Origin of the sequence: Streptomyces sp. R-07 (genome assembly GCF_049913175.1) — a bacterium.
Lineage (GTDB): Bacteria > Actinomycetota > Actinomycetes > Streptomycetales > Streptomycetaceae > Streptomyces.
The window spans coordinates 3,808,541-3,831,849 of sequence record NZ_CP183978.1 but is presented as its reverse complement, the minus strand read 5'-3'; the positions used below and the strand labels follow the sequence as shown (position 1 = coordinate 3,831,849).

The 23,309-nt window shown below is 73.9% G+C and carries 24 protein-coding genes and 1 riboswitch; of the genes, 8 read left to right on the top strand and 16 right to left on the bottom strand.

Annotated features, from left to right (window positions below; all coding sequences use genetic code 11):
* The first annotated feature begins 55 nt into the window (after positions 1-55).
* A complete protein-coding gene (locus tag ACN9M0_RS17450) occupies positions 56-2,110 on the top strand; it encodes a PhoX family protein (RefSeq protein ID WP_426403864.1) in 2,055 nt (684 codons plus the stop codon).
* A gap of 22 nt (positions 2,111-2,132) precedes the next feature.
* Here the strand turns inward: ACN9M0_RS17450 and ACN9M0_RS17445 are convergent, their stop codons facing one another.
* From ACN9M0_RS17445 to ACN9M0_RS17410, 8 genes are all read right to left on the bottom strand, one after another.
* A complete protein-coding gene (locus tag ACN9M0_RS17445) occupies positions 2,133-3,122 on the bottom strand; it encodes a hypothetical protein (protein ID WP_426403863.1) in 990 nt (329 codons plus the stop codon).
* 88 nt (positions 3,123-3,210) lie between these two features.
* The gene (locus tag ACN9M0_RS17440) at positions 3,211-4,686 is read right to left on the bottom strand and encodes an APC family permease (RefSeq protein ID WP_366037344.1); all 1,476 of its coding nucleotides are present in this window, start codon (positions 4,684-4,686) and stop codon (positions 3,211-3,213) included.
* 263 nt (positions 4,687-4,949) lie between these two features.
* Positions 4,950-6,905 carry an FUSC family protein gene (locus tag ACN9M0_RS17435; RefSeq protein ID WP_426403862.1) on the bottom strand — a complete coding sequence of 652 codons (1,956 nt, stop codon included), beginning with the start codon at positions 6,903-6,905 and terminating at the stop codon, positions 4,950-4,952.
* Positions 6,906-7,109: 204 nt separating this feature from the next.
* The gene (locus ACN9M0_RS17430) at positions 7,110-7,346 is read right to left on the bottom strand and encodes a DUF2630 family protein (protein ID WP_366037346.1); all 237 of its coding nucleotides are present in this window, start codon (positions 7,344-7,346) and stop codon (positions 7,110-7,112) included.
* Positions 7,347-7,364: 18 nt separating this feature from the next.
* Positions 7,365-8,366: an endonuclease/exonuclease/phosphatase family protein gene (locus ACN9M0_RS17425; RefSeq protein WP_366037347.1), complete on the bottom strand. Its 1,002-nt coding sequence runs from the start codon at positions 8,364-8,366 to the stop codon at positions 7,365-7,367.
* Between the two features lie 21 nt (positions 8,367-8,387).
* Positions 8,388-8,828, bottom strand: coding sequence for a hypothetical protein (locus ACN9M0_RS17420; protein ID WP_366037348.1), 441 nt, complete (start codon positions 8,826-8,828; stop codon positions 8,388-8,390).
* 6 nt (positions 8,829-8,834) lie between these two features.
* Positions 8,835-9,266, bottom strand: a complete 432-nt coding sequence (locus tag ACN9M0_RS17415; protein WP_366037350.1) for a DUF7144 family membrane protein — start codon at positions 9,264-9,266, stop codon at positions 8,835-8,837.
* A 37-nt stretch (positions 9,267-9,303) separates the two neighbouring features.
* Positions 9,304-10,101 (bottom strand): alpha/beta fold hydrolase, encoded by a 798-nt coding sequence (locus ACN9M0_RS17410; RefSeq protein ID WP_426403861.1) that lies wholly within the window; start codon positions 10,099-10,101, stop codon positions 9,304-9,306.
* Between the two features lie 88 nt (positions 10,102-10,189).
* Between ACN9M0_RS17410 and ACN9M0_RS17405 the strand changes: the two genes are divergently transcribed.
* Both ACN9M0_RS17405 and ACN9M0_RS17400 read left to right on the top strand, forming a co-directional pair.
* The gene (locus tag ACN9M0_RS17405) at positions 10,190-11,521 is read left to right on the top strand and encodes a PLP-dependent aminotransferase family protein (protein ID WP_426403860.1); all 1,332 of its coding nucleotides are present in this window, start codon (positions 10,190-10,192) and stop codon (positions 11,519-11,521) included.
* 88 nt (positions 11,522-11,609) lie between these two features.
* The gene (locus tag ACN9M0_RS17400) at positions 11,610-12,014 is read left to right on the top strand and encodes a hypothetical protein (RefSeq protein ID WP_366037353.1); all 405 of its coding nucleotides are present in this window, start codon (positions 11,610-11,612) and stop codon (positions 12,012-12,014) included.
* Positions 12,015-12,369: 355 nt separating this feature from the next.
* Here ACN9M0_RS17400 and ACN9M0_RS17395 read toward each other — a convergent pair whose 3' ends face one another.
* The 3 genes from ACN9M0_RS17395 to ACN9M0_RS17385 are packed head-to-tail and all read right to left on the bottom strand — an operon-like array spanning position 12,370 to position 14,515.
* Positions 12,370-12,744: a VOC family protein gene (locus ACN9M0_RS17395; protein WP_366037354.1), complete on the bottom strand. Its 375-nt coding sequence runs from the start codon at positions 12,742-12,744 to the stop codon at positions 12,370-12,372.
* A 57-nt stretch (positions 12,745-12,801) separates the two neighbouring features.
* Positions 12,802-13,425, bottom strand: coding sequence for an FMN reductase (locus tag ACN9M0_RS17390; protein ID WP_366037355.1), 624 nt, complete (start codon positions 13,423-13,425; stop codon positions 12,802-12,804).
* A 4-nt stretch (positions 13,426-13,429) separates the two neighbouring features.
* Positions 13,430-14,515, bottom strand: a complete 1,086-nt coding sequence (locus ACN9M0_RS17385; protein ID WP_366037433.1) for an LLM class flavin-dependent oxidoreductase — start codon at positions 14,513-14,515, stop codon at positions 13,430-13,432.
* A gap of 101 nt (positions 14,516-14,616) precedes the next feature.
* Here ACN9M0_RS17385 and ACN9M0_RS17380 point away from each other — a divergent pair, with 101 nt between their 5' ends.
* From ACN9M0_RS17380 to cobM, 3 genes are read left to right on the top strand one after another with little or no spacing between them, the layout of a single operon-like run.
* Positions 14,617-14,757, top strand: coding sequence for a DUF6126 family protein (locus ACN9M0_RS17380; RefSeq protein WP_351176821.1), 141 nt, complete (start codon positions 14,617-14,619; stop codon positions 14,755-14,757).
* Positions 14,758-14,805: 48 nt separating this feature from the next.
* Positions 14,806-16,050 (top strand): precorrin-6y C5,15-methyltransferase (decarboxylating) subunit CbiE, encoded by a 1,245-nt coding sequence (gene cbiE / locus ACN9M0_RS17375; protein WP_426403859.1) that lies wholly within the window; start codon positions 14,806-14,808, stop codon positions 16,048-16,050.
* Entirely contained in the window at positions 16,047-16,796 is a 750-nt protein-coding gene (cobM, locus tag ACN9M0_RS17370) for a precorrin-4 C(11)-methyltransferase (RefSeq protein WP_366037357.1), read from the top strand. Before cbiE ends, cobM begins: the two co-directional genes overlap by 4 nt.
* Before the next feature lie 62 nt (positions 16,797-16,858).
* Here cobM and ACN9M0_RS17365 read toward each other — a convergent pair whose 3' ends face one another.
* Positions 16,859-16,933, bottom strand: a complete 75-nt coding sequence (locus ACN9M0_RS17365; protein WP_099895366.1) for a 50S ribosomal protein bL37 — start codon at positions 16,931-16,933, stop codon at positions 16,859-16,861.
* A gap of 91 nt (positions 16,934-17,024) precedes the next feature.
* Here ACN9M0_RS17365 and ACN9M0_RS17360 point away from each other — a divergent pair, with 91 nt between their 5' ends.
* Positions 17,025-17,702 (top strand): hypothetical protein, encoded by a 678-nt coding sequence (locus ACN9M0_RS17360; RefSeq protein WP_366037358.1) that lies wholly within the window; start codon positions 17,025-17,027, stop codon positions 17,700-17,702.
* A 68-nt stretch (positions 17,703-17,770) separates the two neighbouring features.
* Here ACN9M0_RS17360 and ACN9M0_RS17355 read toward each other — a convergent pair whose 3' ends face one another.
* Positions 17,771-18,889 (bottom strand): cobalt-precorrin-5B (C(1))-methyltransferase, encoded by a 1,119-nt coding sequence (locus ACN9M0_RS17355; protein WP_366037359.1) that lies wholly within the window; start codon positions 18,887-18,889, stop codon positions 17,771-17,773.
* Between the two features lie 12 nt (positions 18,890-18,901).
* Between ACN9M0_RS17355 and ACN9M0_RS17350 the strand changes: the two genes are divergently transcribed.
* On the top strand, positions 18,902-19,630 hold the full coding sequence (locus ACN9M0_RS17350; protein WP_366037360.1) for a cobalt-precorrin-6A reductase: 729 nt from the start codon (positions 18,902-18,904) through the stop codon (positions 19,628-19,630).
* Between the two features lie 44 nt (positions 19,631-19,674).
* Here ACN9M0_RS17350 and ACN9M0_RS17345 read toward each other — a convergent pair whose 3' ends face one another.
* From ACN9M0_RS17345 to ACN9M0_RS17335, 3 genes are read right to left on the bottom strand one after another with little or no spacing between them, the layout of a single operon-like run.
* Positions 19,675-21,168 (bottom strand): precorrin-2 C(20)-methyltransferase, encoded by a 1,494-nt coding sequence (locus ACN9M0_RS17345; protein ID WP_426403858.1) that lies wholly within the window; start codon positions 21,166-21,168, stop codon positions 19,675-19,677.
* The gene (locus tag ACN9M0_RS17340; RefSeq protein WP_366037362.1) at positions 21,165-21,818 is read right to left on the bottom strand and encodes a precorrin-8X methylmutase; all 654 of its coding nucleotides are present in this window, start codon (positions 21,816-21,818) and stop codon (positions 21,165-21,167) included. The genes ACN9M0_RS17345 and ACN9M0_RS17340 overlap by 4 nt, the downstream gene beginning before the upstream one ends.
* Positions 21,815-23,083, bottom strand: coding sequence for a cobalamin biosynthesis protein CobG (locus tag ACN9M0_RS17335; RefSeq protein WP_426405309.1), 1,269 nt, complete (start codon positions 23,081-23,083; stop codon positions 21,815-21,817). The genes ACN9M0_RS17340 and ACN9M0_RS17335 overlap by 4 nt, the downstream gene beginning before the upstream one ends.
* A 78-nt stretch (positions 23,084-23,161) precedes the next feature.
* A riboswitch (cobalamin riboswitch) is annotated at positions 23,162-23,296 on the top strand.
* Positions 23,297-23,309: the final 13 nt, after the last annotated feature.

Here is a 23,309-nt window from a genome sequence, read left to right as displayed (position 1 = left end):
AAGCCGAAGCAATCCGACAACCATGGCGGCGCAACGTGCGCCGGAGGAGGACGAAGTGCGCAAACTGCTGCCGCTGCTGAGCACGAACCCCCACGGAGGCGGCCGTTCCGCTCTCACCTGCCGGTTCCGCTGTGGTGACGCCTGCTTCCACGAGGTGCCCAACACCAGCGACAACGCGTACGTCGGCGACGTCATCGCCGGTGCCCTCTCGCGCCGTTCCGCCCTCCGTGCCGCCGCCGTCGTGACCGTCGCCTCCGCCGTCGGCGGGGCTGTCACCCTCGGGAACGCCCCCGCGGCCGAGGCGAGCCCGCAGAAGCCGCAGCCCACCGACGGCGCCCGCGGCCTGCGCTTCGCGCCCGTCGCGCCCAACACCGACGACCGGGTCACCGTCCCCGCCGGGTACGAGCAGAACGTGGTCATCCGCTGGGGCGAGCCCATCCTCCGCGGCGCGCCCGCCTTCGACTCCGAGAACCAGACCGCCGCCGCCCAGGCCGGCCAGTTCGGTTACAACAACGACTTCCTCTCCTTCCTGCCGCTGCGCCACGAGCCGCACCGCCAGGTCCTCGTCGCCAATCACGAGTACACCGACGAGGTGCTGATGTTCCGGGGCTACGACCCCGAGAACCCGACCCGCGAGCAGGTCGAGATCGCCTGGGCCGCCCACGGCCTCGGTGTCGTCGTGGTCCAGGAGGAGCACCGCACCGGCAAGCTGACCGCCGTCACCCGGCACCGGCTCAACCGGCGCCTGACCGCGACCAGCGAGTTCGAGCTCACCGGGCCCGTCGCGGGCGGCGACCTCGTCAGGACCTCCGCCGACCCGGAGGGCCGTACCGTCCTCGGCACGCTCAACAACTGCTCCGGCGGCACCACCCCCTGGGGCACCACGCTCCACGGCGAGGAGAACTTCAACCAGTACTTCGCGAACGGCTCCTCCGCCACCGACAAGCGGTACGGCATCGGCACCGGCGCCACCGAGCGCAAGTGGGAGCGGTTCGACAAGCGCTTCGACCTCAAGCAGGAGCCGAACGAATCGCACCGCTTCGGCTGGGTCGTCGAGCTCGACCCGTACGACCCCGAGTCCACGCCCCGCAAGCGCACCGCCCTCGGCCGCTTCAAGCACGAGGCCGCGCAGCCCCGGCTCACCGAGGACGGCCGTCCGGTCGTCTACATGGGTGACGACGAGCGGTTCGACTACCTCTACAAGTTCGTCTCCTCGAAGCGGATGAAGAAGGGGTCCTCCCGCGCCGCCCACGAGCACAACCTCACCCTCCTCGACGAGGGCACCCTCTACGTCGCCAAGTTCACCGGTGACTCGCCCGCCGCGGAGATCGACGGCACCGGCAAGCTCCCGACCGACGGTGAGTTCGACGGATCCGGCGTCTGGATCCCGCTCGCCACAGCCGGTCCCGACGGCGCCGTCTCGCACGTGCCCGGCATGACCGCCGAAGAGGTGTACGTCTTCTCCCGCCTCGCCGGTGACAAGGTCGGCGCCACCAAGATGGACCGCCCCGAGGACGTCGAGCCCTCGCCGCGCAGCGGCCGCGTCTACGTCGCGCTCACCAACAACTCCAAGCGCGGCACCGCGGGCAACGCCCCCGCCGACGAGGCCAACCCGCGCAACGTCAACAAGCACGGCCACATCCTGGAGCTCTCCGAGCACTGGGACGACCCGTCCTCCGACGGCTTCGCCTGGCGGCTGTTCCTCGTCGCCGGCGACCCGAACGACCCGGCCACCTACTTCGCCGGCTTCCCCAAGGACAAGGTCTCCCCGATCTCCTGCCCGGACAACGTCGCCTTCGACCCGCACGGCAACCTGTGGATCTCCACCGACGGCAACCAGCTCGGCTCGCACGACGGCCTGTTCGGCGTCGCCACGCGCGGCGAGCGGCGCGGTGAGCTCAAGCAGTTCCTGACCGTGCCCACCGGCGCCGAGACCTGCGGCCCGCTCGTCCAGGACCGCCGCGTCCTGGTCGCCGTGCAGCACCCGGGCGAGATCGACGGCGCCTCCGTCGAGAAGCCCGCCTCGGTCTGGCCCGACGGTCCCGGGAAGATCGTCCGCCCGTCGGTCGTCTCCGTCTGGCGCAAGGACGGCCGCGACATCGGCGTGTGATGCCTCCTGGGGGTGGAGCGGCTCACTCCACCCCCAGGCCCTCCCTGAACCTCGTGAACTGCTCCTCCGGGTCGCCCGTGTACGCCCACGGCACCCACGCCGCCCGCGTCCCCAGCATCCCCATCAGCTCCCGCGCGATCTCCACCTGCCCCGCGTAACAGGCGGCGTGTGCGAGGAAGTTGAGGTCCGCGACCTCCTCCGGTGCCACCGGGCGCTCCGGGTCCCGGCCGCCGATCCAGCGCGCGTGCGTCCGGCGCAGCTCCGTCACCGCAAGCTCGTGCTTCCAGTGCTGGTCGAAGCCCCGCACCGGGCCCCGGCCGAGCGCCCCGTCCGCGATGTACCGGTACTCCTCCACCCGCGCGACCTGCACGAGGACCGGCAGCGGCGAGCCGGGCGGCGCCACTCCCGCCGCGTCGCGGGCGAAGTCGTACATGCTGCCGTGCGTGCCGTGCCACCGCGCCGACCAGTACCGCAGCACCTGGATGTGGCCCTCGGTGTTGTACGGGTCGCGGCGCCGCAACTCGTCGAACCAGTGCCGCAGTTCGCGGCGCGGCACCCCGCCCTCGTACAACCGGGCCACCGAGAGCAGCGACACCCACGGCATCGGGTCGGCCGGTGCCGCCTCGGCCGCGCCCCGGCAGGCGTCGACGGCCGCGTCGATCCGGCCCCGGTCGAGGGAGGCGCCCCGGCCGGCCGCGATCGCCGCGTCGAAGACCCGTACCACCTCGGTCGCGGCCCGCATCACGGCGGCGTCGGGGCTGCCGGGCTCGGCGGCCCGCCAGGTCTCGACGGTCGAGCTGCCCGCGGCGGCGTGCGAGAGGAGCCGCAGCCGGTGGGTGCGGCGCGCCCAGTCCGTACCGGTGGCGGCGAGCAGGTCCCGTACGCCCTGCCAGCGGCCGATGACGATGTCGTGGCGCGCCTCGGTCAGCGCCCGGTCCCCGAAGTCCGGGTCGAAGTCGGGCGCGAAGCGCTCCGGACGCGCCGGGCGCGCGGAGCGGCGGCGTACGGCCATCGGGGGCCTCCTTCGGGTTCGGCTGCCGTCAGAAGTCGCTGTATTCGTACGGGTGCGGTCAGAGGTCGCTGCTTATGTGCGGGTGCGGTCAGAAGTCCGTCGCGTAGTTCTTGTCGCGGGCTCCCGTACGCGGGCGCGTGGCCGGGCCCGAGCCTTCCGCCGCCGCCAGCGCGCGGACGGCGTCGAGCCGGGCCGGGCGGTAGTAGTCGCTGCCCTTGCGCCAGTACACGAGCAGCGGGACTACGCCGAGGAGCAGGCCGCCGAGGCCGATGGTGAGCGCGGTCGTGGAGAGTTGTCCGAGCGATTCGGCGAAGGCCCACAGCATGAACGCGGAGCCGAACAGCGGCCAGAGGCCACCGAGGACGAAGTTCCGTACGGAGCGGAACAGGACCGCCTTGTACGCGACGACGGCGGCGATGCCCGCGAGGCCGTAGTAGAAGGCGATCTGGAGGCCGATCGCGGAGACCGCGTCGCTGAGGATCTGCTGCACGGAGCCGGCGGCCGCGGCCGCGCAGAACATCAGGAGGGCGGCGCCGCCGACGGCGGCGATCGCGACCCACGGGGTGTTCCAGCGGCGGTGCACCAGGCCGAGCGCGGCGGGCAGGGTCCGGTCGCGGCCCATCGCGAAGAGCGAGCGGGTGACCTGGAGGAGCGTGGTCTCCAGGGTGGCGACGGTCGACAGCAGGACGGCGACGACGAGGAGCTTGCCGCCGACGCCGGGCCAGATCTCCTGGCCGAGGACGGCGAGGACGTTGGGTCCCGCGGTGCGGATCTCCTCGGCGCTCAACAGGACGTTGACGGCGACGGTGAAGGCCTCGAAGAGGAGGAAGACGAAGCCGACGCCGACGAGCGCGGCGAGTCCGGCGGTGCGGCGGCTGTTCCGGGTCTCCTCGCTGAGGTTGCTGGTGACGTCCCAGCCCCAGTAGTAGAACGCGGCGATCAGCGCCCCGGCGGCGAAGGTGTCGGCCCCGTGGAAGTGGCCGAGGGAGAACCAGGACCAGTCGAAGGCGGTGGCCCGGCCCCGGTGCGCGACGGCGGCGAGGACGAAGGCGAGCAGGATCAGCATCTCGGCGCCGGACATCACGAGTTGCGCCCGTACGGTGAGCCGGGCGCCGCCCAGGACCACGAGCAGCATCATCAGGAACCAGCCGGCGCCGACGGCCGCCGCGAGCGGGGTGTTCTCGGCGAGGTCCGGGTCGATCAGGGAGAGTGTGAGGGAGCCGGCGGGCAGCGAACCGGCCACCATGAACACGGTGGCGGCGAAGACCAGTGCCCAGCCGGAGAGGAAGCCGAGGAAGGGGTGGAGGGTGCGGCCCACCCAGGAGTATCCGGCGCCGGCGTTGACGTCGATCCGGCCGAGGCGGGCGTACGCCAGGACGATGCCGAGCATCGGTATCGCGCAGTAGAGCAGCGCGGCGGGCCCGGCGAGGCCGACCGCGCCGAAGAGGACGGCGGTGGTCGCGGCCAGCGAATAGGCGGGGGCGCTGCCGGCGACGGCCATCACGATCGTGTCGAAGGTACCGAGGACGTTGGGCTGGAGCCCTCTGTTCGTGGTGGTGCGCATGGCGGGTCCTCGGGGGCGCGGGGGGCTGAGGCAGGACGAGGGTGGGGCGGGACTTGTGTCGACGGTGGGCCGGGGCTGGGCTCGGACAGGGCGGTGGCAGGGCGAAGTGGTCCGTCCGCCGGGCCGGTTGCCGACGGCGGCGGGCGCGGATCACGGTGAATCGAGCGCATCGTAGTCGCCCGGGTGGCTTCCGGTAACGGCGGTGGGGAAGGTTCCGTTCCGTGACCGCCGGTAAGTCCTCCCGTACGCCCCCGGAGGGAGGTTTACCGCAGGTCGGGACCGGCGATGGCGCGGGCCGCGCTGACCTCCTGACGGAGCGGCGCCAGGACTCCGTTCTCGTCGCCGGGAAGCTCCGCGCGGACCTCCACGAGGGTGTCGGTGCCGCGCAGTCCGTCCGCGAGGTCCCGCAACTCCCGCTCCACCGCGGCGACCTCCGCGGGGTCGGGGGCGGCGGCACCGTGGTTGACCCGGATCCGGGCCGCCGTCGTCGCGTCCACGATCCGCTCCACGGCCACGACCAGCGGCCACCAGGCGGCGGCGCGGGCGCCCGTCGGCGGCGGTTCGGTCAGGGCCCGCTGGAACTCGGAGCGGACCGTCGACAGGTCCCGGTAGAGCTTCCGGCGGGCCCGCAGCCTGCCGCCGTGGTCGCCGTCCCCGCCGAACGCCCGCCCCACGTACGCGGCGGTGTCGGCGACCGCGTCCGCGAGCCGGTCGCCGATCCGGGCGTGCCAGGACTCGGGCCAGAGCAGATATCCGGCGATCAGGGCGATCCCGCAGCCGATCAGCGAGTCGTACAGGCGGGGCAGGACCAGGTCGAAGCCCTGGTGGTTGAGCATGTCGGAGAGCAGCAGGATGACCGGGGTGATGGCCGCGGTCTGGAAGGCGTACCCCTTCGCGGAGAACGCCGGGATCAGGGCCGCGAGCACCACCATCACCGGCACGTCCCACCAGCCGCGAGGGACCTCGGAGAGGACGAGCGCGGCCAGGACGAGCCCGGCCGCGGTGCCGGCGGCGCGCAGCACCGCCCGGGAGAAGACCGAGCCGAAGTCGGGCTTCATGACGAAGGTGACGGTCAGCGCGACCCAGTACGAGCGGGGCACGGCGATCAGCGACACCAGGGCCTGCGCGAGACCGATGCAGAGCGCCAGCCGGAGGCCGTACCGCCAGGACGCCTCGGAGAGCAGGACCGCGCGGGCCGCCCGGCGGGCCCGGACGCGGAGCGCGGCGGGCCGCCCCAGCCGGTCGTCGACGTTGTACGGGTCGGGATCGGCCTTGAGGACGACGGCCGCCGCGTGCCGCAGGGCGTGGTCCACGGCCTTCTCGGCGGGCCGCTCGGGCGTCGGCAGGTCGTCCAGGGCGGGGGTGCCGGTGCGGCCCTCCTCGACGGCGTCCGCGAGCTCCCGTACGGCCGCGGGGATCGCGGGCGACAGCGGGCCGACCAGCCGGGCCCGCAGCTGGGCGGCGGGCGCGGCCTCCACGAGCGGGATCACGACGTTCAGCTGGGCGAGGATCCGCACCAGGGAGGAGGCGCGGCCGTGCTGGCGGGCCCGGCGGGCGAGGACCAGGTCGTACGACTGGTTCAGGGAGGCGGTGACGGCCTGCCTCTTCTCGTCGTACGCGTCGGTGCCGGTGGCCTCGTACAGCTCGGCGACGGTCCGGTAGGTGGCGGCCACGGCCTCCCGCTCGGGGGCGGCGCGGCGCATCGGCCAGCCGAGGAGGGTCAGGACCAGGACGAACAGCCCGCCGAGCGTGAGCAGGACGGGGGCCTTCCACCACGGGTCCGGCATCGGCAGGCCCGCGCCGACCACGGCGTTGAGGAGCAGGAGCAGTCCCGAGACGGAGGCGACCGCGCCGATCGAGGAGATCATCCCGGAGACCATCGCGACGAGCGTCAGGACGGCGACGGCGAGCCAGCCCTGACCGAAGACGAGGGTCCCGAGGGTGACGCCGAGGGCGCCGAACAGCTGCGGCACCGCGATGTTGTAGACCCGCATCCGGTAGGCGTCGGCGGTGTCGCCGATGACGCCCGAGAGCGCACCCATGGACACGAGGGCCCCGTACGCCGGCTGCCCGACGGCCATCCCGACGGCGACCGGCACGGACATCGCGACCGAGGCGCGGAGGACGGCGGCCCAGGGGATCGGCGCGGGGGCCGGCTTCAGGCCGGCGGTGAGCCAGGCGGGCGGGGTGACGCGGGCGGTCCGAGCGGGTCGAGACATGCGCCCAACGTACGCCGGGCGCTGCGCTTGCCGGCCCTCACGCGGGGGCGGGGCCTCGCCCCGCCACCCCCGTTGTGGGCAGTTGTTCCGCTGGGGCAGGGGGGACCCCCATCGCCCCAGCGGGGCGATTGCCCACACGGGCGGTGGGCGATGGGGTGGCCGTCTAGCGGGCGCCGCACACGCGGCGGGCTCGGTGGCCCGGGGTCAGTTGCGGTAGGACTCGACCTCGGAGGGTGGGCGGAGGGTCGCCGTGTCCGGGTCCTCGCCGAATTCGGTCTTCGCGCGCCGCTGCCGCAGCAGGTCCCAGCACTGGTCGAGCCGGACCTCGAGGTCGGCGAGGCGGGCGCGTTCCTCGGGCAGGAGGCCGCCGGTGCGCTGCCGCAGGGAGCGTTCCTCCTCGACGAGGGCGCCGATGTCGTCCAGGATCTCGTCGTTGTCCATGCCTTCCAGCGTGGCCGATCAGCGCCCGGTGTGCAGGTCGAGGTCGGCGAGGACGGCCCGGTGGTCGGTGCCGGCGAGGGCGGGGAAGCGGACGGCGCGGACGGTGAAGTCGTCGCTGACCAGCACGTGGTCGATCTGGACGTACGGCGGCAGGGGGCCTTCCTCGGGCCAGGTGGGGGTGCGGGCGGCGCCGGCGAGGCGGGCGGCGTCGTGGAGCCGGCCCGCGTCGAGGACGGCGCGGAGGGCGGCGTGGTCCTGGGAGGCGTTGAAGTCCCCGGCGACGAGCTGCGGCCCGGTGGCGTACCGGGCGGCGGTGTCCCGTACCCGGCCGAGTTCCCGTTTCCACAGGTCCACCTGGCGCGGGAGCGGCGGCAGCGGGTGGGCGAGCTGGACGCGGACGGAGCGGCCGCCGATCTCGGCGGTGGCGCCGGGCATGCCCATGGCCGCCGGGACGGAGGCCTCGTCGCGCAGCGGGTAGGCGCTGAGGAGGACGGAGCCGGCGGAGCCGTCCGCGTCGACGGAGGCGTGGTGCGGGAGTTCGGCGGCGAAGGCGCCGGTGACGGCGCGCCCGCAGGCGGGGCCGCACTCGGAGACGTACACGAGCTGGGGGCGTTCGCGCCGGATCGTGGCGATCAGGGCGTCGGTGGCCTCGCCGAACTCGACGTTGGAGGAGAGGACGCGGAGCCGGGCGACGACCGGCCCGTGCGCGGTGGTGGCGTCCGGCCCGTACGGCAGGAGCGTCCAGGCGGTGGCGGCGAGGACGACGACGGCGAGGGAGGTCGGGGCGCGGCGGCGGGCGAAGGCGGTGAGCAGCACCGCGAGTCCGGCGGGGACGGTGAGCCAGGGGAGACAGGAGAGGAGCTGGGGGACGGGTGTGACGGCGTCGGTGTCGAGGAGGCGGCAGCCGGTGACGAGGGCGGGGACGGCCAGGAGCAGCCCTCCGGCCCAGGCGGCGATGCGGCGCCTGGGCCGGAGGGGCGGCGGCTCGGGGGCCGCCGGCCCGGTGCGGGTGCTCGTCACCGGCTGGGCGTTTCACGCGGCTCAGTGCCGCAGCGCCTGCGCGATCTCCGCGTTCGGTTCGCCCGAGAGGGTCCGGTTGCTGCGTGCCGTACCGGTCTTGGACTTCCCGGGTTCGACGCCGTCGATGTCGAGGACGACGGCGTCGAGCAGATTGCCGTCCGCGTCACGGAAGTCGACCAGGATCGTGTAGTCGGCGGTCTTGTCCTTGGGGTTGGTCGCGGTGATCGTGGCGACCGTGCGGTCGCCGTCGGTGCTGGTGGCTCCGGCGCTGACGTCGCCGCCGGCGTTCACGCCGTCCTTGACCTCGTTCATCTTCTCCTGGGCGGCCGAGGCGACGGCCGCGGTGGCGGTGGAGATGATCTCGCCCGCCTTGTCCTTGGCGGCGTCGCAGCCGGTGAGGGCGAGGAGGGTGGCGGCGGTGACGGCGGTGGAGGCGAGCGCGGTTCCCGCGGTGCGTCGCATGGGCGGTCAGTGCCTCTCGCCCGGGCTGTGCGCCTCGTCCGTGGCCAGCGCCCAGATCACGAAGATCGAGACGGCCATGGAGAAGAGCGCCCACCAGGGCTGGTAGGGCAGGAAGAGGAACTGGAAGAGGATGTTGAGGCTGGCCAGGCAGATGCCGGCGACCCGGCCCCACTCGGCGCCCTTGAGGATGCCGAAGCCGGCGATGGCGACGATGACGCCGAGGATCAGGTGGATCCAGCCCCAGGTGGTGAGGTCGAACTTGAAGACGTAGTCGCCGACGCGGGTGTAGACGTCGTCCTCGGCGATGCCTGCGATGCCCTGGAAGACGTCCATGAAGCCGGTGACCAGCATGAGGACGCCGGCGAAGAGGCTTCCGCCGGACGCCCAGGCAGCGGAGGAGGAACTGCTGGTTTCGCGGGGTGCGGTGTTCTGGCTCATGGCCCCATCGTCGGAGCGTTTGTACGATTCCGAACTTTCAACTGAGCCGAACGAGTGAACGAAGGAAGGCGTCGAGAGCCGCGTCGAACTCCTCGGGCCGCTCCAGGTTCGGCAGGTGCGCGGCCCGCTCGATCACGGCGAGCGTGGAGTGGGGCAGCAGCGCGTGCATCTCCTCCGCGTCCGCCACCGGGGTGTACGTGTCGTCCCGGCCGACGACCACGAGCGCGGGGACCGCGACGGTCGTGAGCGACTCCCGGTAGTCGGGGCGCTCGGCCCGGCCGCGCAGGGCGGCGGCCGCGGCGGCCGGGTCGGTGGCGTACATCATGCGGTGGACGTGCGGCGCGGCGTGCGTGTTGTACGGGGCGACCATCCGGTCCAGCACCTCGTCGGCGTACCCGCGCATGCCCTCCAGCAGGAGCCGGTCGGCCATGGCGTTCCGGGCCTTCCTGCCGTCCTCGGTCTCGGCGGCGGGGAACGTGTCGGCGAGGACCAGGCCCCTGACCCGCCCGGGGTGGCGGCGGTGGAACTCCATGGCGATCTGGCCGCCCATGGAGAGCCCGGCGAGGACGCAGTCCTCGATCCCGAGCGCGTCGAGGAGGCCGGCGAGATCCTCGGCGAAGTCACCGAGACCGGTCTGTCCGGTCGATGGCCCCAGGGGCGTGGCGCCGTAGCCCCGCAGGTCGGGGGCGATGACGCGGTGGGTGCGGGAGAAGCGGTCGATCTGCGGCTGCCACATGGTGTGGTCGAAGGGGTGGCCGTGGACGAGGAGGAGTGCGGGTCCGGTGCCCCGGTCCTCGTAGAAGGTGTGGGTGGCGAGGGTTTCGGCGACGGGCATGACGGCAGGCTAGGCAGCCGCAATCGCTCGGTGCAATAAGATCTTTGCTCTCGGTGCAATGGGGGGGAGTGGTCGGGGAGTGGTCGCCATGGAGGAGTACCGCCGGATCGCGGACCGCGTCGAGGCGGCCGTACGGGACGGGCGGCTCCGCCCCGGCGACCGGCTGCCGCCGCAGCGGGTCTTCGCCCGCCGCCACGGGATCGCGAACTCGACGGCGATCCGGGTGTACGGGGAGCTGGCCCGCCGCGGCCTGGTCGTCGGCGAGGTCGGACGCGGCACCTTCGTCCGCGCCGCACCCCCGCTGCCCGGGCCCGCGCTCGCCGAGGCGACCGGCGCCGCGCCCGTCGACCTCCAACTCAACTACCCGGCGGCGGACGGCCAGTCGGAGCTGATGGCCCGCGCGCTCGCCGCCCTCGCCCGGCCCGACGTCCTCACCGAGGCCGTCTCCCGCCCGGCCGCCGCCGGCGGCACCCCGGAGGCCCGGGAAGCCGCGGCGGCCGTACTCGCCCGGCCCGGCTGGGCCCCCGACCCCGACGGCGTCCTCTTCGCCGGGAACGCCCGGCAGGCCATCGCCGCCGCACTCTCCGCCCTCGTCCCGCCCGGCGGCCGGCTCGGCGTCGAAGCGCTCACGTACCCCCTGGTCAAAGCCGTCGCGGAACGGCTCGGCATCCGGCTGGTGCCGCTCGCCCTGGACGAGGAAGGGGTACGGCCCGAGGCCCTGGAGGCCGCCCACCGGGCGGCGCCGCTGGCCGCCGTCTACCTCCAGCCCACCCTCCACAACCCGCTGTCCGTGACCGCCGGGGAGGGGCGGCGGGCCGCACTCGCCGAGCTGCTCCGCCGGCTCGACCTGACCGCCGTCGAGGACACCACCTGGGCGTTCCTCGTCCCCGACGCGCCCGCGCCGCTCGCCGCGCACGCCCCCGAACGCGTCCTCCTCGTCGACAGCCTCTCCAAGCGGCTCGCCCCCGGCCTGACCGTCGGCTACCTCGTGGCGCCCGCCCGGCTCCGTACGGCCGCGGCCGACGCCCTGCGCTCCGGGGCCTGGACGGCCGGCGGGCTCGCCCTCGCGGCCTCCACCCGCTGGACCGGGGACGGCACCGTCGCCGAGGCCGTCGCCGCCAAGCGCGCCGACACCGGGGTCCGGCACGCCCTGCTCCTGCGACGGCTCGCCGGACACACGCTCCGGACCTCCCCGCACGCCTACTACTGCTGGTGGGAACTGCCCGCGCCCTGGCGCGCCGAGACCTTCACGGCGGCCGCCGCCGCACGCGCCGGCGTGGCGGTCACCCCCGGCAGCGCCTTCGCGGTGGGCCGCGGCACGGCCCCCGACGCCATCAGGCTCGGCCTCGCGTCACCGCCGGTGGCGGTACTGGACGAGGCGCTGAACCGGCTCGCGGCGGTGGCGGCCGAGGGGCCGTGACCAGCTGATCCACTTGCGGGCGGCCGGGCGCGGGTGTGCCCTGGAGGGTGCGGGAACCAGGGGGGTCGGACACGAAGGAGCTCCTGCCATGGCCGCACACGCAGCGGTGCCCGTCCGGCGCCCATTCAGCACGCACGGCTGGGCACTCCCGGCAACGATCGGTGTCCTGTACGGGCTGTACGCGCCGGTGATCGTCCGTGACGGTGGCGCGCTCAGCTGGGGACAGCTCTGGCTGGGCATCATCTCGGCCGTCGTCGTCGCCGTCGGGATGTACGGCCTCCGGCGCTACGGCCACGCCCTGCCCCGCGAGGCCCGGGCCGCCGCCTGGGGCGCCTACGCCGGCATCGCGATCGGTTTCCTGTACAGCCTCTCCGGCGCGAGCATCTACTCGTCGACGCTGCTCGGGCTCATCGTGGGCGGGGTCTCCGGCGGTGCCGCGTTCTACCTCTTCTACACACACGAGGACGCGACGGGCCACCCGGCCCCGTGGTGACCCCCGCCGGCTAGGGCGCCCCGTCGCGGGCGTCGCCCCCGCCCCCCGCGTTGTGGGCAGTTGCTCCGCTGGGGCGGAACGGGTGGGCACAACGGACGGCGCCCTAGCCGGCGCCAGAGGCTCCAGCGCCTGAACCCGCACCGCAGGTACGGCAACCAGCGTGGTGCGGGTCCAGGCACGGAAGGCGGAGGCGCCCGCAAGGGCGCCGTCCCGTGTGCCCACCCGTCCCGCCCCAGCGGGACGATTGCCCACACGGGCGGTGAGCGCGGCCCCGCACGGGCGCGGGTACCGCCCCGCGGGCCCGCACGCGGGGGCGACCGCGTACGAGGGGGGAGCTCCGGACCCGGCGGCTCGGCTAGGGCGTAGTGCGGGGGGTCGTCTGTTGGACCGACCAGCGGTTGCCGTCCGGGTCCGTGAAGTAGACGAAGGAGCCCCACGGCCGGTCGTCGATCTCGCTGACCCCGATCCCCCGAGCCGTCAGATCCGCGTGCGCCTTCTCGATGTCGGCGACGACCACCTGCATGTTGTCCAGGGAGCCCGGGGCCATCTGCGTGATGCCCTTGCCGAAGGCGATCGAGCAGGCCGAGCCGGGCGGGGTCATCTGGACGAAGCGGATCTCGTCGCTGACGGTCACGTCGTGGTCGGCGTGGAAGCCGACCCGCTCGTAGAAGGCCTTGGCCCGGTCGATGTCGGTGACGGGGACGCCGATCAGTTCGAGCTTGATGTCCATGGGGGCATCATGCGCCGGGCGACGGTGCGCCGCATGGCGGCCGGCCTGGCAACCCGGTCAGTCCAGGCGCAGGTCCGCCAGCTGCTTCTCGAACGGGACGATCTCCTCCTCGTCCGCCCGCCGGGCCGGCCGCGCCGCGACCGTGTCCGCGAACTCGTTGCCCGCCCGGGTGATCCGGGCCGGCAGCCCGTCCGTGAACGCGTCGCCGCCCGAGCCCCAGTCCTCGGAGGCCGCGTACACCGCGGTGGGGACGGTGAGGGCCCGCAGGTAGGCGAAGAGCGGCCGCAGGGCGTGGTCCAGGACCAGCGAGTGGCGGGCCGTGCCGCCGGTGGCCCCGAGGAGCACGGGGGTGCCGGTCAGCGCCGCCGGGTCGATCAGGTCGAAGAACGACTTGAACAGTCCGCTGTACGAGGCCGTGAAGACCGGCGTCACCGCGATGACGCCGTCCGCGCCCGTGACCTTGTCGATCGCCTCCTGGAGCGCGCCCGACGGGAAGCCGGTGACGAAGTTCTTCGCGATGTCGACGGCCAGGTCGCGCAGTTCGACGACCTCGACGTCGACGGCGTACTCCTGCTCGGCGAGCCGGTACCGGGCCGCCTGGAGCAGCCGGTCGGCGAGCAGCCGGGTGGAGGACGGCGCGCTGAGTCCGGCGGACACGGCGACGAGCTTCAGCGTCTGCATGGCGTCAGACCTCCTTCGAGGCGTTCGAGACGACGGCGGGGTGGAGCGGGGCGGTCTCCGGTACGCCGGCGGGCCGCAGGTTCGCGAACTCCTTGCGCAGCACCGGGACGACCTCCTCGCCGAGCAGGTCGAGCTGCTCCAGGACCGTCTTGAGGGGCAGTCCGGCGTGGTCGACCAGGAACAGCTGGCGCTGGTAGTCGCCCACGTACTCGCGGAAGGACAGGGTGCGTTCGATGACCTCCTGCGGGGAGCCGACGGTCAGCGGGGTCTCGCGGGAGAACTCCTCCAGGGAGGGGCCGTGGCCGTAGACCGGCGCGTTGTCGAAGTACGGGCGGAAGTCCCGTACCGCGTCCTGCGAGTTCTTCCGCAGGAAGACCTGGCCGCCGAGGCCGACGATGGCCTGCTCCTCCGTGCCGTGGCCGTAGTGCGCGTACCGCTGCCGGTAGAGGCGGACCATCTTCTCGGTGTGCTGCTTGGGCCAGAAGATGTGGTTCGCGAAGAAGCCGTCGCCGTAGTACGCGGCCTGCTCGGCGATCTCCGGGGAGCGGATGGAGCCGTGCCAGACGAACGGCGGGACGCCGTCGAGCGGGCGCGGGGTGGATGTGAAGCCCTGGAGGGCGCTGCGGAACTTGCCCTCCCAGTCGACCACGTCCTCCCTCCACAGCCTGTGGAGGAGCGCGTAGTTCTCGATGGCGAGCGGGATGCCCTGGCGGATGTCCTGGCCGAACCACGGGTAGACCGGGCCGGTGTTGCCGCGGCCCATCATCAGGTCCACGCGGCCGTCGGCGAGGTGCTGGAGGGTCGCGTAGTCCTCGGCGATCTTCACCGGGTCGTTGGTGGTGATGAGGGTCGTGGACGTGGACAGGATCAGGTTCTCCGTGCGGGCGGCTATGTGCCCGAGGAGCGTGGTGGGGGAGGACGGGACGAACGGCGGGTTGTGGTGCTCGCCGGTCGCGAAGACGTCCAGCCCGACCTCCTCGGCCTTGAGCGCGATCGCGACGGTGTTCTTGATGCGCTCGTGCTCGGTGGGGGTGCGGCCGGTGGTGGGGTCGGTCGTCACGTCGCCGACGGTGAAGATCCCGAACTGCATCGTGCTCACCTCTCGCGGTTCCTGCTAGTGGTTGAAGCTTAAACTAATACCTCGAACGACGCGACCCCCTCCCCTATTCCGGCCCCCGTACCCTGGACCGCATGACCGAGAAGACCCACGACAACGAACGCTGGAAGGAACGGGGCGTCATGCTCCGCGTCTTCGTGTACGTCTTCGCGACGCACGCCTTCGCCGGCTTCGTCTGGCTCCTCTTCTACGTCGGGCAGAACGCCCAGAAGTGAGGGCCGCCACGTGCCGCCCACCTGCGCCCCTCACGTAGAGTCCCCGACGTGAACGCTGCGATATCGGTGGTGTCGGTCGTCGGGATCGGCGCGGACGGCTGGGACGGACTCCCCGAGACCTCCCGCCGCGTCCTGCGCGCCGCCGAGGTCCTGCTCGGCGCCCCCCGCCAGCTCGACCTGCTGCCCCCCGCCGACTGCCCCGGCGAGCGGATCCCCTGGCCCTCCCCCCTCCGCCCCGCCGTCCCCGGACTGCTCGCCGCCCACGAGGGCCGCGCGATCGCCGTCCTCGCCAGCGGAGACCCGAGCTTCTACGGCATCGCCCGCACCCTCGCGGAGACCGCCGGTTCCGACCGCCCCGTCACCCTCGACGTCCACCCGCACCCGTCCTCCGTCTCGTACGCCTGCGCCCGGCTCGGCTGGCCCCTGGAGACCGTCGAGACCGTCTCCCTCGTCGCCCGGCCGCTCGCCGCGCTCTCCGCCGCCCTCCACGACGGCCGCCGCCTCCTCGCGCTCAGCGAAGGCCCCGACACGGCCGCGCAGGTCGCCGGGCTGCTGCGCGCCACCGGCTGGGGCGGCACCCGGGTCCGCGTCCTCGAACAGCTCGGCGGCCCCGCCGAGCGGATCCTCGACGGGACCGCCGCCGACTGGCCGCACGAGCGGACCGACCCCCTCAACGTCCTCGCCCTCGACTGCGTGCGCGACGCGGACACCCTCCGGCTCGGCGCCACGCCCGGACTCCCCGACGAGGCGTACGAACACGACGGCCAGCTCACCAAGCGGTACGTCCGCGCCGCCACCCTCGCCGCCCTCGCCCCCGCCCCCGGCGAACTCCTCTGGGACGTCGGCGGCGGCTCCGGCTCCATCGGCGTCGAATGGATGCGGACCCACCGCTCCTGCCGGGCCATCGCCGTCGAGAAGTCCCCCGAGCGGGCCGCCCGCATCACCCGCAACGCCGACACCCTCGGCGTACCGGGCCTGCGCGTCGTCACCGGCCCCGCCCCCGCCTCGCTCACCGGCCTCCCGGCCCCCGACGCGATCTTCATCGGCGGCGGCCTCACCGCCCCCGGCCTCCTCGACACCTGCTGGGAGGCCCTGCCGCCCGGCGGCCGGCTCGTCGCCAACACCGTGACGCTGGAATCCGAGGCGCTGCTCGCCGACCGCTACCGCCGCCACGGCGGCGAACTCGTCCGGCTCGCCGTCTCCACCGCCGTCCCCGTCGGCGGCTTCACCGGCTGGCGCCAGGCCATGCCCGTCACCCAGTGGTCCGTAACGAAGGGTTGTACAGAGGAATGACCGTCTACTTCATCGGCGCGGGCCCCGGCGCGGCCGACCTGATCACCGTGCGCGGCGCGCGGACCCTCGCCAAGTGCGGGGTCTGCCTCTACGCCGGCTCCCTCGTCCCCACCGAGCTGCTCGCCGAATGCCCGCCGGACGCGAAGCTCGTCGACACGGCGCAGCTCGACCTGGACCAGATCGTCGCCGAGATCGTCACGGCCCACGAGGCCGGCCAGGACGTGGCCCGGCTGCACTCCGGCGACCCCTCGGTCTTCAGCGCCGTCGCCGAGCAGATGCGCCGCCTCGACGCGGCCGGCATCCCGTACGAGGTCGTGCCCGGCGTCCCGGCCTTCGCGGCCGCCGCCGCCGCGCTCAAGCGGGAGCTGACCGTCCCGACGGTCGGCCAGACGGTCATCCTCACGCGCATCGCCCAGCAGGCCACCCCGATGCCGGAGGGCGAGGACCTCGCCACCCTCGGCCGCAGCGGCGCGCTGCTCGTCCTCCACCTCGGAGCCCGTTACGTCGACCGGATCGTCTCCGAACTCGTCCCCCACTACGGCCTGGACTGCCCGGCCGCCGTGGTGGCGATGGCCAGCCGTCCGGACGAGGTGGTCCTGCGCGGCACCCTGGAGGACATCGCGGAGCAGGTGAAGACGGCCGGCATCACGAAGACCGCCGTCATCCTGGTCGGCCGCACGCTGGCGGCCTCGGAGTTCCGCGACAGCCACCTGTACGACCCGGCCCGGGACCGTCACAGCTGCTGAGCCGCACCGGCATGCGGCGGGGCCCCGGGAAGTCCGATCCCCGGGGCCCCGCCGCGTGTACGTCAGGCGTTCGGCCGCTTGCCGTGGTTCGCCTTCTTCTTCTTGCGTGCCCGCTTCTTGTTGCCACGCTTCGCCATGGGACTCCCTCTCGCTCGGGGATGCTGCCGTGGCCAGCCTAGATTCGGGGCCGCGAGGCCGCATGTCGGTGCCAGGGGCTTGAATGGGCCCGTGACCGTCTATGACGTGGCCCGGGCGCTGCCGGGCATCGAGGAACTGCGCGACCACTCCCGGGGGCTCGCGATGCTGGACGCCGTCCTGAGCCCGGCGTGGGAGGGCCGGTACTACTCCTTCGACGCGCACTGGTCGGAGACCGAGCAGCTGGCGTCGATGCGGGACGGCCAGGGCGGTGAGTACACGATCGTCCTGTCCCCGGCGGGGGCGTACGCGCGCGTCTTCGACCACGAGTCGCCGCTGAGCCCCTACGGGCCCCTCGCGGACGGGCAGACCTGGCCCGGAGTGCTCGACGGGGTCCCGGAAGCCTTCCAGGAGTACCTGACGGAGCCCGCGTTCACGGACGAGGACGGGGTGCACGTGACCACCGCCTGCCTGTGGCGCGAGGCGACGGACACGGCCTGGCGGACGGGACCGGTCGCGTTCCCGGACCTGGACGGCCACGAGGACCCGGACGGCTCCGGCCGCCTCCTGCACCTGCTCACGGACCGCTCGGCGGAGGCGTACGCGGCATGGGCGTCCGACTACTACGAGCGCCCGGTGGACATCGCGGCCGTACGTCACGTCCTGGCCCTGCAGCCGCTGACACGGGAGGTCGTGGCTGCCCTCGACCCGGAGATGGACCTCGCCGACCTGGCGGAGGACATCGCGGAGATCGGTTACCCGACGGCCTGACGGCCGCCCGCCGCCCACTCCGGTGCGAGGACCGACATCACCGTCGCGTCCACCCGCTGTCGCGCCGCCTACGGCCCCGCCACCGCCGACCGCCCCACCACGACCCCCGCGCGGTCGATGCAGATCACGTCCACCGCGACCGGGGCGCCCCGCAGCACGGACAGGGACTCGTCGCGGGCGCGGGCGGCGACCAGGTCGCCCAGGGGGACGCCCGCGGCCTCGCAGAGGCGGAGGGCGGCGAGGCCCGTGTTGGCGTCGGCGATCTCGGCGGCCAGGGACTCCGAGGCGCCGCCCGCGCGGGCCAGCTCGGCGAGGAAGCCCTTGTCGACCTGGGAGCGGGCCGAGTGGAGGTCCAGGTGTCCCGCGGCCAGCTTGGAGAGCTTGGCGAAGCCGCCGCAGATCGTGAGCCGGTCGACGGGGTGGCGGCGGATGTACTTGAGGACGGCGCCCGCGAAGTCGCCCATGTCGAGGAGCGCGATCTCCGGCAGGTCGTAGATGCCCGCGATCGTGCGCTCGGAGGTGGAGCCGGTGCAGCCGGCGACGTGGGTGAGGCCGCCCGCGCGGGCCACGTCCACGCCCCGGCGGATGGAGTCGATCCAGGCCGAGCAGGAGTACGGGACGACGACGCCGGTCGTGCCGAGGATCGACAGGCCGCCGAGGATGCCGATGCGGGGGTTCCAGGTGGAGCGGGCGATCTCGGCGCCGTTGTCGACGGAGACGGTGATCTCGACGTCCCCGGGGGCGCCGTGCGCGGCGGCGACGGCGGCGACGTGCTCGCGCATGAGCTGCCGGGGCACGGGGTTGATCGCGGGTTCGCCGACGTCCAGGGGGAGGCCGGGCAGGGTGACGGTGCCGACCCCGTCGCCGGCGCGGAAGACGACGCCGGAGCCGGGCGGCAGGAGCCGTACGGTCGAGCGGATCACGGCCCCGTGGGTGACGTCGGGGTCGTCGCCGGCGTCCTTGACGACGGCGGCCATGGCGGAGCCGCCCGTGAGGGACTCGGCGGTCAGCGCGAAGGACGGGGTCTGGCCCTTCGGGAGCGTGATCGTCACGGGGTCCGGGAAATCGCCGGTCAGCAGCGCGGTGTACGCGGCGGTCGTGGCCGCCGTCGCGCAGGCACCGGTCGTCCAGCCCGGGCGCAGGCCGGTGTGCTTGAGTTGGGCCTCACGCCCGCCGCCTGTAGTCACGAAGAGGCTCCTGTGCACGTACTCATTCTCGGCGGGACCACCGAGGCCCGCGCCCTCGCAGGACTGCTGCACGGCGAGGTCCGGGTCACCAGCTCCCTCGCGGGCCGGGTGGCGAGCCCCCGGCTGCCGGCGGGGGAGGTCCGGATCGGCGGGTTCGGGGGCGTCGACGGCCTGGTGGAGTGGATGGCGGGGAACGCCGTGGACGCGGTCATCGACGCCACCCATCCCTTCGCCGAGCGGATCAGCTTCAACGCGGCCCGGGCGGCCGCCACCGCCCATGTTCCCCTGCTGGCGCTGCGGCGTCCCGGCTGGGTCCCGGGGGAGGGCGACGACTGGCGTGAGGTGGCGTCCCTGGAGGAGGCGGCCCGGGCCCTGGACGGCCTCGGCGACCGCGTCTTCCTGACGACCGGCCGCATGGGACTCGCCGCGTTCGCGGCCTGCCCCCAGTGGTTCCTGGTCCGCTCGGTGGACGCCCCGGACGCCCCGATGCCGGCCCGCACGGAGATCCTCCTCGACCGGGGCCCGTTCACCCTGGACGGCGAGCGGGAGATCCTGGCCCGCCACCGGATCGACGTCCTGGTGACGAAGGACAGCGGCGGCGCGGCGACGTCCCCGAAACTGACGGCGGCCCGCGAGGCGGGACTCCCGGTCGTCGTGGTCCGCCGCCCACCGGTCCCGACGGGCGTCCCGGTGGCGGCGACCCCGGAGGAGGCCGCCGCCTGGGCGGGCACCCGGCGCTAGGGGTGCCGGGGGCAGGGTGGCCCCGCCCCCGGGGTTTTCCGGAATCAGCCGTACCGGCGCGGTGTCCACGTGATCGTGCGGCCGTCGCCCCGTTCGACCGCTCGGGTCTGCGAGGAGCCGATCAGGAGGAGGGTGCGCATGTCGACCTCCGAGGGGTCCAGGGTCTTCAGGGTGAGGACCCGGACCGACTGCTCCGGGCCGCCGACGTCGCGGGCGACGACCACCGGGGTCTCCGGGGAGCGGAGTTCGAGGAGGAGGTCGCGGGCGGCGGACACCTGGTGGGTGCGGGACTTCGAGCCCGGGTTGTAGAGCGCGATGACCAGGTCGGCGGTGGCGGCGGCGCGCAGGCGGGCCTCGATGACGTCCCAGGGCTTGAGCCGGTCGGACAGGGAGACCGTCGCGTAGTCGTGGCCCAGCGGGGCGCCCGCCGCCGCTGCCGCCGCGTTCGCCGCGGTGACCCCGGGGAGGACCCGTACGGGCACGTCCGCGTACTCCGGTTCGCAGGCGACCTCCAGGACCGCCGTCGCCATGGCGAAGACGCCCGGGTCGCCGCCGGAGACCACCGCGACCTTCCGGCCCCGGCGGGCCAGGTCGAGGGCGAACTCGGCGCGCTCGGACTCGACCTTGTTGTCGGAGCCGTGCCGGATCTGCCCGGGGCGCAGCTCCGGCACCCGGTCGAGGTAGGTGGTGTAGCCGACGAGGACGTCGGCGTTGACGAGCGCGCCGCGCGACTCGGGGGTGAGCCAGGGTGCGCCCGCGGGGCCGGTGCCGACGACGGTGACCTCGCCCGTCTCCCGTACGGGGGGCTCCTGGTCGATACGGGAGGGCAGGACGGCCACCGAGAAGTACGGGACCGAGGACGGGTCGACGTCCGTCAGCTTCTCCGTGCGCTCGCCCGTCATGAACGCCCGCTCCACGTACCGCGCGTCGTCGAGGCGCCCGGCCCGCTCCAGGGCCCGCTTCACGGTGGGGAAGGTGCGGCCGAGCTTCATCACGACCGCCGAGTCGGTGCCCGCGAGGCGGGCCGTCAGCTCGTCCTCCGGCAGGGTGCCGGGGATGATCGTGAGGACCTCCTCCGCCTCGCACAGCGGCTCGCCGAGCCGGGCGGCGGCAGCGCTCACCGAGGTGACGCCGGGGATGACGGTCGTGTCGTAGCGGTCGGCGAGCCGCTTGTGCATGTGCTGGTACGAGCCGTAGAACAGCGGGTCGCCCTCGGCGAGGACGGCGACGGTGCGGCCGGCGTCGAGGTGGGCGGCGAGGCGGGCCGCGGCCTCCTCGTAGAAGTCGTTCAGGGCACCCCGGTAGCCGCCCGGGTGGTCCGTGGTCTCCACCGTGAGCGGGTACATCAGCCGCTCCTCGATGTGGTCCTCGCGGAGGTGCCCGGCGGCGATGGAGCGCGCTATCGAGCGGCCGTGGCGGGCCGAGTGGTAGGCGACGACGTCGGCCTCGGCGATCGCCTTCACGGCGGCGACGGTCATCAGGTCCGGGTCGCCGGGGCCGAGGCCCACGCCGTAGAGCTTGCCGGTCACGGTGGTCATGCCTGGATCTCCGCTTCGTGGGCGAGGGCGTTGAGCGCGGCGGCCGTCATCGCGCTGCCGCCGCGCCGGCCCCGTACGACCAGGTACTCCAGGCCGAGGGTGTTGGCGGCGAGCGCGTCCTTCGACTCGGCGGCGCCGATGAAGCCGACGGGGATGCCGAGGACGGCGGCGGGCTTCCCGGCGCCCTTCGCGATCATCTCCAGGAGGTGGAAGAGGGCGGTGGGCGCGTTGCCGATGGCGACGACGGAGCCTTCGAGGCGGTCCCGCCACAGTTCGAGGGCGGCGGCGGAGCGGGTGGTGCCGAGCTCGGCGGCGAGGCCCGGCACGGCCGGGTCGGAGAGCGCGCAGAGCACCTCGTTGTCGGCGGGCAGCCGCTTGCGGGTGACGCCGCTGGCGACCATCTGGGCGTCGCAGAGGATGGGCGCGCCGGAGATCAGGGCCTCGCGGGCGTTCGCGACGACCTGGGGGGAGTACGCGATGTCCTGCACGAGGTCGGTCATGCCGCAGGCGTGGATCATCCGGACCGCCACCTGGGCGACGTCGGCGGGCAGGCCCGCGAGGTCCGCCTCGGAGCGGATCGTGGCAAAGGACCGGCGGTAGATCTCCGTCCCGTCCTTCTCGTAGTCGAACATCCTGTTGCTCTCGCTCATCTCGTGTGGGTCGGCTGGGCGCGGGCCGCCGCGACTGCTGCGGTCAGGGAGGTACGGGGGGTGGGGACGCCGTCCACCAGGTAGCTGTCGTCGCCGGTGGCGAGGACGCCGATCCAGGCGCCGTGGGGGTGCCCGCAGCGGCGCTCGCATCCGGAGAAGTGCACGGGCAGCGGGCCGGGGGGCGCGGCGAGCGCGTCCGTCCGGACGTCGGCGAGGGACTTGGCGCAGCCGGGGCGTCCGGTGCAGGCGGTGACTCCGGTGCCGGGCGCGTCGGGGCGGGTGATCAGGCCGTACGACTCCAGTGCGGGGAGCCTGGCGGGGTCGGTCACGGCGACCACCCCGCGCCAGGGCGTGAGCCGGAGTTCGTCGGCCTCGTCGGCCAGGGCCCGCAGCTGGGTGGCGGTCAGCCGGCCGAGCGGGGCGAGGACATGCAGGGCGCGGTCGCCGAGCGGCCCGGGCGCGGGCGGCCGGGACGCGGGCAGCGGCGGTACGGGTACGGGCTCCGCCGTGATCCCGGCGCGCGCGAGAGCACCGGCCCAGTCGGGTTCGTGTCCGTCGGGCAGCTCGTGCGGCCGCCACGCCCCGTTCCCGGCGGCCTCGGCGGCGTCGAGGAAGGCGAGGGCGGCGGCGAGGGCGGCCCGGACGGCGTCGGTGGCGGCGAGGCGGAACACCCTCCCCCCAGGACTTCTTCCTGGGAGGTGCGCCCAGCCCAGCCGCAGCTGGACGGACCCGTCCTGTCCTGCGATCAAGCTCACATCGCCGCCGAGCCCGGCGACGTCTCCGCGCCCGTCGTCCAGGAGGAACAGGAATCGTCCCGAAAGGGACGCCGCCCGAGGTTCGGCGCACAGGGCGCTGTCCAGTTCACGCGCCCACAACTGCACGTCCGCGTGGCCGAGTCCGTCGAGTCCGGCGCCGGGCGAGGCCACGATGTTGCGGACGCGCTCGTGGGTGGGGGAGGGCAGCAGGCCCGCCCCGGCCAGAAGGGATGCCAGCGCCGCCCCGCAGTCCTCGGGGAGGCCGCGCAGCTCCGCGTTGCCGCGCGAGGTGATGCTGATCCGTCCGTCGCCGAGGGTCTCGGCGGCGTGCGCCAGGACCTCGGCCTGAGGGGCCGTCAGGCGCCCTGCGGGCAGGCGCAGTCGGGCCAGGCGGCCGTCGTCGGCGGGGTGCAGGCGCAGCGCCCCGGGGCAGGCGTCGCCACGGTCCCGTATGCGAGCTTCGCCCGGTTCGGGCGTCGGGGGTGGGGTGGGCGGCATGGCGGCGAGCATACCCACGGGGAACCGCCTGACCACCGGGTGTGATCCGGCCGACTCTCCCGTTCCCTCCGGCCCGGAGACCGCACGATCTAGGATGCAGATCGGCATGGGGTCCCAGGACCCCGGGGAGGAAGCCCGGTGAGAATCCGGCGCGGTCCCGCCACTGTGAGCCCGTACCCGCGAGGGAAGGGTGAGTCAGGAACTCCCTTCCCCAAGCTCTCGGCTTCGCTCGAGCAGG

Excerpts from the sequence above, each read along its gene's own strand:
- ACN9M0_RS17380 (WP_351176821.1), top strand. The coding sequence starts at position 14,617 with ATGACCGAGAAGACCCACGACAACGAACGCTGGAAGGAACGGGGCGTC.
- ACN9M0_RS17410 (WP_426403861.1), bottom strand. The coding sequence starts at position 10,101 with ATGCCCGTCGCCGAAACCCTCGCCACCCACACCTTCTACGAGGACCGG.
- ACN9M0_RS17335 (WP_426405309.1), bottom strand. The coding sequence starts at position 23,083 with ATGCTCGCCGCCATGCCGCCCACCCCACCCCCGACGCCCGAACCGGGC.
- ACN9M0_RS17405 (WP_426403860.1), top strand. The coding sequence starts at position 10,190 with ATGGAGGAGTACCGCCGGATCGCGGACCGCGTCGAGGCGGCCGTACGG.
- ACN9M0_RS17395 (WP_366037354.1), bottom strand. The coding sequence starts at position 12,744 with ATGGACATCAAGCTCGAACTGATCGGCGTCCCCGTCACCGACATCGAC.
- ACN9M0_RS17400 (WP_366037353.1), top strand. The coding sequence starts at position 11,610 with ATGGCCGCACACGCAGCGGTGCCCGTCCGGCGCCCATTCAGCACGCAC.
- ACN9M0_RS17440 (WP_366037344.1), bottom strand. The coding sequence starts at position 4,686 with ATGCGCACCACCACGAACAGAGGGCTCCAGCCCAACGTCCTCGGTACC.
- ACN9M0_RS17430 (WP_366037346.1), bottom strand. The coding sequence starts at position 7,346 with ATGGACAACGACGAGATCCTGGACGACATCGGCGCCCTCGTCGAGGAG.
- ACN9M0_RS17345 (WP_426403858.1), bottom strand. The coding sequence starts at position 21,168 with ATGACCACCGTGACCGGCAAGCTCTACGGCGTGGGCCTCGGCCCCGGC.
- ACN9M0_RS17390 (WP_366037355.1), bottom strand. The coding sequence starts at position 13,425 with ATGCAGACGCTGAAGCTCGTCGCCGTGTCCGCCGGACTCAGCGCGCCG.
- ACN9M0_RS17445 (WP_426403863.1), bottom strand. The coding sequence starts at position 3,122 with ATGGCCGTACGCCGCCGCTCCGCGCGCCCGGCGCGTCCGGAGCGCTTC.
- cobM (WP_366037357.1), top strand. The coding sequence starts at position 16,047 with ATGACCGTCTACTTCATCGGCGCGGGCCCCGGCGCGGCCGACCTGATC.
- ACN9M0_RS17385 (WP_366037433.1), bottom strand. The coding sequence starts at position 14,515 with ATGCAGTTCGGGATCTTCACCGTCGGCGACGTGACGACCGACCCCACC.
- ACN9M0_RS17420 (WP_366037348.1), bottom strand. The coding sequence starts at position 8,828 with ATGCGACGCACCGCGGGAACCGCGCTCGCCTCCACCGCCGTCACCGCC.
- ACN9M0_RS17415 (WP_366037350.1), bottom strand. The coding sequence starts at position 9,266 with ATGAGCCAGAACACCGCACCCCGCGAAACCAGCAGTTCCTCCTCCGCT.
- ACN9M0_RS17435 (WP_426403862.1), bottom strand. The coding sequence starts at position 6,905 with ATGTCTCGACCCGCTCGGACCGCCCGCGTCACCCCGCCCGCCTGGCTC.
- ACN9M0_RS17340 (WP_366037362.1), bottom strand. The coding sequence starts at position 21,818 with ATGAGCGAGAGCAACAGGATGTTCGACTACGAGAAGGACGGGACGGAG.